Source organism: Streptomyces sp. NPDC096046 (assembly GCF_040303285.1).
Taxonomy (GTDB): Bacteria; Actinomycetota; Actinomycetes; order Streptomycetales; family Streptomycetaceae; genus Streptomyces.
Genome location: NZ_JBEOSZ010000027.1, coordinates 100,319 through 106,605 on the forward strand (window position 1 = coordinate 100,319; position 6,287 = coordinate 106,605).

5 protein-coding genes are annotated in these 6,287 nt (G+C 67.0%); 4 read left to right on the forward strand and 1 reads right to left on the reverse strand.

Translation table 11 applies throughout. The features are described 5' to 3' along the window. Positions 1-184 precede the first annotated feature (184 nt). Positions 185-802 (reverse strand): TetR/AcrR family transcriptional regulator, encoded by a 618-nt coding sequence (locus ABTX62_RS23450; RefSeq protein WP_352118016.1) that lies wholly within the window; start codon positions 800-802, stop codon positions 185-187. Positions 803-1,447: 645 nt separating this feature from the next. On the opposite strand from ABTX62_RS23450, the gene ABTX62_RS23455 reads away from it, so the two are divergent. The 4 genes from ABTX62_RS23455 to ABTX62_RS23470 all read left to right on the forward strand — a co-directional run bounded on the left by ABTX62_RS23455 (position 1,448) and on the right by ABTX62_RS23470 (position 6,095). Further along, on the forward strand, positions 1,448-2,944 hold the full coding sequence (locus ABTX62_RS23455; protein ID WP_352118017.1) for an MFS transporter: 1,497 nt from the start codon (positions 1,448-1,450) through the stop codon (positions 2,942-2,944). A gap of 166 nt (positions 2,945-3,110) precedes the next feature. After that, positions 3,111-3,494 (forward strand): VOC family protein, encoded by a 384-nt coding sequence (locus tag ABTX62_RS23460; RefSeq protein WP_352118018.1) that lies wholly within the window; start codon positions 3,111-3,113, stop codon positions 3,492-3,494. 386 nt (positions 3,495-3,880) lie between these two features. Next, positions 3,881-5,125: a cytochrome P450 family protein gene (locus ABTX62_RS23465; RefSeq protein WP_352118019.1), complete on the forward strand. Its 1,245-nt coding sequence runs from the start codon at positions 3,881-3,883 to the stop codon at positions 5,123-5,125. Between the two features lie 100 nt (positions 5,126-5,225). Further along, complete coding sequence (locus tag ABTX62_RS23470; protein WP_352118020.1) at positions 5,226-6,095, forward strand: alpha/beta fold hydrolase; 870 nt, start codon at positions 5,226-5,228, stop codon at positions 6,093-6,095. The last annotated feature ends 192 nt before the right edge of the window (positions 6,096-6,287 follow it).

A 6,287-nucleotide genomic window follows, 5' to 3' on the forward strand; every position in this document is an offset into this window, starting at 1 on the left:
ACGCGCGGGCGTTCCACCCGCGTCGGCAGCTGCTCGTTCCGGGGCTCGGTCCATGGTCGTGACCGCAAGGGCGACCGGTACATACTCCCGCGTGCGCTGCTTCTCGTACCGCGGCCTCCGGCCGGCTGTCCCGGTGCGCTGGCCGCGAGCAACGACGCGTCGGCGGCCGTGGCCTGGGGGGCCGTCAGGCCCCGAGTTCGCTGATGACGGTGTCCACGACGTGGACGGCGAGCCTGTCCACGATCGCGCGGTCCTGTCGGCGCAGCGGACCGCGGATCGCCAGATCGGCGAATCCGTGGACCCCCGACCAGCAGACCCACTCGGCGTCCACCCGTCGCTCGGGAGACAACGCGTCAGCCTTGACCATGCCGTCGAGGGCGTCGAGCAGGAGTTGGTAGGGCGGCGGCACACGTGCCTCCGAATCACCGCCGGGCTCGTCCTGGAGCAGGATCGCGAGCTCGAACCAGCCCGGCTCGGACAATGCGAAGTGGATGTAGCCGAGGCCGACTCCGCGCAGCTGCTGCACCGCGTGAGCCGCGGGGTCCCCCTGGTCCGCAACGTCCTGCATACGGTCGAGCATGGCCTGCGCCAGCTTGTCCTGGGCCCGGGCGGCGACGGCGAGCACGAGCTCCTGCCGGTCGGTGAAATGCCGGTAGGCGGCGTTCGGCGTGACTCCTACCGATCGGGTGATCTCCCGGAGCCCGAGCGCCTCCGCGCCGCCCTTCCGCGCACGCTTCAGACCGGCTTCGATGAGCGCGGCGCGCAGGCCGCCGCGGTGATAGGGATGCGCGTCACGGACCATGGTGTGCCCCTACCCTCCCGGCCGCGGACAGTGAGAACAGTCGGCACCGGAGGTGACGGTCCGGACCGGGCGGTGGTGCGCACCGCGCGGACAGGTCCCGCACGGGTGCCTTCCGATCCGTGCCCGTGGCCCACTTCCGCATTTTCCCGGATTCCGGCGACGGTTGATGTGGACAGCGTATACGTTCGGCCGGTTCTGCATCAAACGCCGGGCGGTCCCGCACATTGAGCAATCTGGAAGAAGGCAACATCCGCCTCGGTATGGAAGCGTGGAGGGGGCACCAGGCTCCAGCTGCGGCAGTGGCGTGTGACCTGCGTGGTGTGCGGAATCCCGCTCTGCGGCGATCGGACACTGGCGCCGGCGGCACCGGACCGCCGGCGTCGGGCACTTGGCGATCCGTGACCTCGGCACTCCGGTGCCAAATCGCGGGTCTTCGGCCGGTATTCCGCTGTCCGCGGCCCCCTTGGGCCCGTTGAAGTATATGGTGTGAACACTCTGAGTACAGCGTACATCAGGGCGATCGACCCGGTGGGGACGAGGAGGCAACACCGGTTGCGCGCGTGGACACCTGCCCGCTCTCGGCAGTCCTCGATCACTCAACACCTGGCCGACTTCACGGAATCCATGACCAAGGGAGAGAAACGCGTGACCACGGTGAACTCGGATGTGGCCGCGGACGGCGCCGAGGACGATTCTCGGCCGAAGGCGGATCCTCGGCGTTGGTGGGTACTGGCCCTGCTCTCCGGGCTGCAGTTCATGATCCTTCTGGACATGACCGTCGTGAATGTGGCGCTGCCGCTCGTCCAGGACAGTCTGGGCTTCTCGGAGGCAGGCCTGACCTGGGTGGTCAACGGGTACGTGCTGGCAGCCGGAGGACTGCTGATCCTCGGCGGTCGCCTGGCCGACGTCTTCGGCCGGCGGCGCCTGTTGCTGACCGGTGTCGGTATCTTCGCTGTGTCCTCGGCCGTGTGCGGCGCTGCCGTGGTTCCGGGGATGATGGTCGTGGGCCGGTTCGCTCAGGGGGCAGCCGAGGCCATCGCCGCTCCCGCGTCACTCGGATTGATCGCACTACTCTTCACCGACCCCAAGGAACGGAACAAGGCCCTGGGGATCTGGGGCGGACTCGTGGCGCTCGGCGGGACTCTGGGTTACATCGTTTCAGGAGTGCTGACGGACCTGACGTCCTGGCGCTGGCTCTTCTACATCAACTTGCCGGTGGCCCTGGCCGTGCTGGTGGCCATTCCGCGTATGGTCACCGAGAGCCGGATGGAGCGCGAGAAGGACCAGGGTCTCGACATCGCCGGCGCGGTCACCTCGACCGCGGGGCTCGTGGCCATCGTCTACGGCCTGCTGCAAGCCGCTGAGCACCCCTGGGAGTCGGCCTCGGTGGTACTGCCGCTCGCCGGTGGTATCGCTCTGCTGCTCGCCACGCTCATCATCGAGCGCCGTGCCAAGAACCCGCTCATCCCGCTGGATTTCTTTGCCAACCGGACCAGGTCGGTCATCAACGGGACCTCCCTGTTCTTCATGGCGGCGTTCATCTCGTACACGTTCATCCTGACGCTGTTCGAGCAGCACGTTCTGAAGTACTCGCCGCTCGAGACCGGTCTGGCGTACCTCCCTCTCGGATTCGGTATCGGTATCGGTATCGGAGTGGGAACCGCGCTGACCCCGCGTGTCGGAGTGCGCGCGATCGTGGCGGCGGGCTTCATCGGTGCCGGGGTCGGGCTTCTGCTGACGAGCATGATCGATGTCGACACCGATTACGTCGGAGGGATTCTGCCGGGGATGGTCGTGTTCGGCGTGTGCGCCGGCGCCACCATGCCGGCCGCGACGAGCGCTGCCCTGCACCAGGTCACCAGCCAGAACTCCAGTCTGGCCTCGGGCGTCCAGAACACCATGCAGCAGATCGGAGGAGCCCTCGGGCTCGCCGTTCTGGTGCCCCTGGCCATCCGGTACACCACCAGCGAGATCCAGGACGGTGTCCCCGTCGAGGTCGCGGTGACGTCGGGGTACGCCCTGGCCTTCCGGGTGGGAGCGGCGCTGATGATCATCGGCGGTGTCCTGATCATGGCACTCTTCGAACGTGTGGATCCGGAGCTGCGCGACCCGACCTCCGAAATCGTCGGTCAGACCCGCTGACACGAGCCTCCCGTAATCCTTTGGCGTCGATTTCCTGAACCGGACCGGCGAATCGGCGAATCCAAATATACTTCGCCGAGCGGACTCCCGGAGAGAATGCGAGCATTTTCATCCACTTTGGCAAGTCCGGTTGACCGGCAGGCCCCAGTTTATGTACGGTGTAAACATGGCAGACGAAAAAGGAAAGACCAACGAAACGGCAACTTTCCCCGCCGTTCCTGGCTGGTTCGACATCTCCACTCCCGACTCCCCCCGAACGCGATCTTTCTACCAAGAGATTTTCGGCTGGACGATCAGCGCCCTGGATGACACCTACGCCATGGTGAGTTCCGGGGACGGCCCACCCTCCGGCGGAATCGGTCAGGCCGGCTCCGAAAGCCCGTACGTCGGGGTCGTCCCCTATTTCCCGGTCGCCGACGTCGAGGCCGCCCTCGCTCAGGCCGAGAAGCTCGGTGGCTCCGTGAAGATGCCGCCGCAGGACACCCCCACCGGCCGCATCGCTGTCTTCACCGACCCCGACGGCAACAACGTCGGGGTCATGAGTTCCTGAACCCCCTCATGCCTGGGCCCCGCGCGGAGGTACACCGCGCGGGGCCCAGGCATGTCACGACGCCGACGACGACCCGTCGAGGCGCACCCTTCGACATCTGACTTCAGCCCGCCCCGGCCTGTCCCGCCGCCCGGCTCTCGCCTCCGGCCCCCGTGTCCGGCTCTCCTGACGAGCGGTCACCCGCACCGGCAGGCAACTCCTGCTCTCCGCAATCAGGAAGACGCCGTGGACGGGGCGTGAGACTAGCGTGGACAACGATCGAGCCGCCCGCGCCGGCGTGCACTGGTGCCTGTCGCGCGCCATGTGGCGGCCCTCCTGCGTCTTCATCCGCTGAAAGCCGCCTGACGCCTGTTCCGCTACAACAGACCCTGCTGGAGGTTGTGTCCATGACCGAGGCTGTGTGCCCGTATCGTCTTGACCCCGAGGGCACCGACACTCATGGGGAGACCGCTCGTCTTCGCGAGCAGGGCCCGATCGCCCGGGTCGAACTTCAGGACGGCGTACTTGCGTGGTCGGTGCACGACTACGCGGTCGCCAAGCAGATCATGGCCGACGAGCGGTTCTCCAAGAATCCCCGCAAGAACTGGCCTGCGTACATCAACGGGGAGATATCGAACGGCTGGCCCCTGATCACCTGGGTGGCCATGGACACCATGGCCACCCAGGACGGCGCCGACCACGCTCGTCTGCGCAAGCTGCTCCTGAAGGCTTTCACCGAGCGTCGGGTCGAGTCCATGAGGCCGCACATCGAGAAGACCGTGAACGAGCTTCTCGACAACATGGCCGCCAAGGCCGACGACGAGATCGTGGACATCAAGGCGATGTTCCACGCCGAACTGCCCACGCGGCTGATGTGCGACCTCTTCGGGGTACCGGAGGAGAGGCGCGACGAGGTGCTGGCCGGGGGCCACAAGAACATCGACACTCGGATCTCCGCCGAGGCGGCGGAAGCCAACCTCGGGCAGTGGCAGGAGGCCATTTCCGATCTCGTCGCGTACAAGCGTCATCATCCGGGTGACGACCTCACGAGCGCACTGATCGAGGCCAGGGACGAGGGGTCGCGGCTGAGCGACTCCGAGCTGATCGGCACGCTGCACCTGCTGCTCGGCGCCGGCTCCGAAACCCTGGTGAACGCCCTCGCCCACGCCTCCCTCGCTCTGCTCACCGATGCCGACCTGCGCAAGAAGGTGGCCTCCGGCGAGATCTCCTGGGAGAACGTGTGGGAGGAGACGCTGCGTGTGGAGTCGCCCGTGGCGCACCTGCCCTTCCGTTACGCGACCCAGGACTTCGAGATCGGCGGTGTGAAGATCTCGAAGGGCGATCCCCTGCTGGTCGACTTCGCGGGCATCGGCCGGGACCCTGCCATCCACGGCGACACCGCCGACGAGTTCGACGCTCTCCGGTCCCGTAAGACACACCTTTCGTTCGGGCACGGCGTCCACTACTGCCTCGGCGCGCGGCTCGCGAAGCACGCCTGGATGATCGGCATCCCCGCGTTGTTCGAGCGCTTCCCCGACATGGAACTGGCGGTCCGTCGCGACGAACTCAAGGGGCAGGGAAGCTTCGTGGTCAACGGCCATGCCGCTCTGCCGGTGCACCTGAAGGGCAGGACCGCGGCCCTCACCCGGTGATGCCCGCGCCGACGACTTGATCACGCCCGTCGCACCGTGCCGTTCACCGATCCGAGCGGACGCACTGGGCGACGTGACCCTTCGTACAAGGAGAGTTTTGATGGTGGATTCAGGAGCAACGGCCGAAGCGGGGGTCGTGGGGGACGGGTTGCCCCTGGGCGATGACTACGCGGGACCGCGTGATCTTCCGGTCGAGACCGTGGTGTCGGCCGACGGCACCACGATCGCCTACGAGAAGTCAGGAAGCGGTCCGCCCGTCGTCATCATCGGGGGTGGGCTCAACGACAAGGCCATGTTCACGCCGCTCGCCCAGAGCCTGTCGCAGCAGTTCACGGTGTTCAACTACGATCGCCGCGGGCGTGGGGACAGCGGTTACGGGGATCCGGAGCAGTACACGATCGACCGTGAGGTCGAGGACCTGGTCGCGGTGCTCGACGCCATCGGGGAACCCAGCCATGTCTTCGCCAATTGCAGCGGCGGCATGATCGCCATCCATGCCGCGGCGGCCGGCGTCCCGATGGCGAAGCTGGGGCTCTACGAACCGCCGTACTCCTCGCCCCAGCTCCAGGGCGACGAGGTCGACCGGCTGAAGCGGCTCGTCGCCGAGGATCGCCGGGAAGAGGCGGTGATCCTCTTCGGCAAGGAAATCGTCAAGTTCATGACAGACGAGACGCTGGAGAGGTTCAAGCAGCACCCTGCCTGGCAGGCATTCGAGTCCATGGCTCCCTCATGTGTCTACGACGCGATCATCAACGATCAGTACGGTTCCATCCCTCACGCGCTGCTGCCGAAGATCACTGTCGAGACGCTGATTCTTAGCGGCTCCGAGAGCGCTCCGTGGATCCAGGAGGCTTGCGTGACGCTCTCCGAGGAGATTGCTCGGGCCCGTCTCCTGCGCCTCGAAGGCGAAGGGCACCTGTTCAACCAGCAGACGGGCGCGCCGCTGTTGGCGGAGTTCTTCAGGGCGTGACACCGCCCGGCGCGGTACCCCGCGAGGAGCCGGCGGGTGCAGGGACGGCGGGCCGGAGGCCGGCCCCCGTCCCACCCGCACCCGCCAGGGCTCGATGAATGCCGAGGGGCCGGTGAGCGTCGCCCGGTGGTCATGTCGTCCCCGGGATGCGCCGCCCGGTACGCGATCAGCGCGGGCAGCACCGTGCCGATC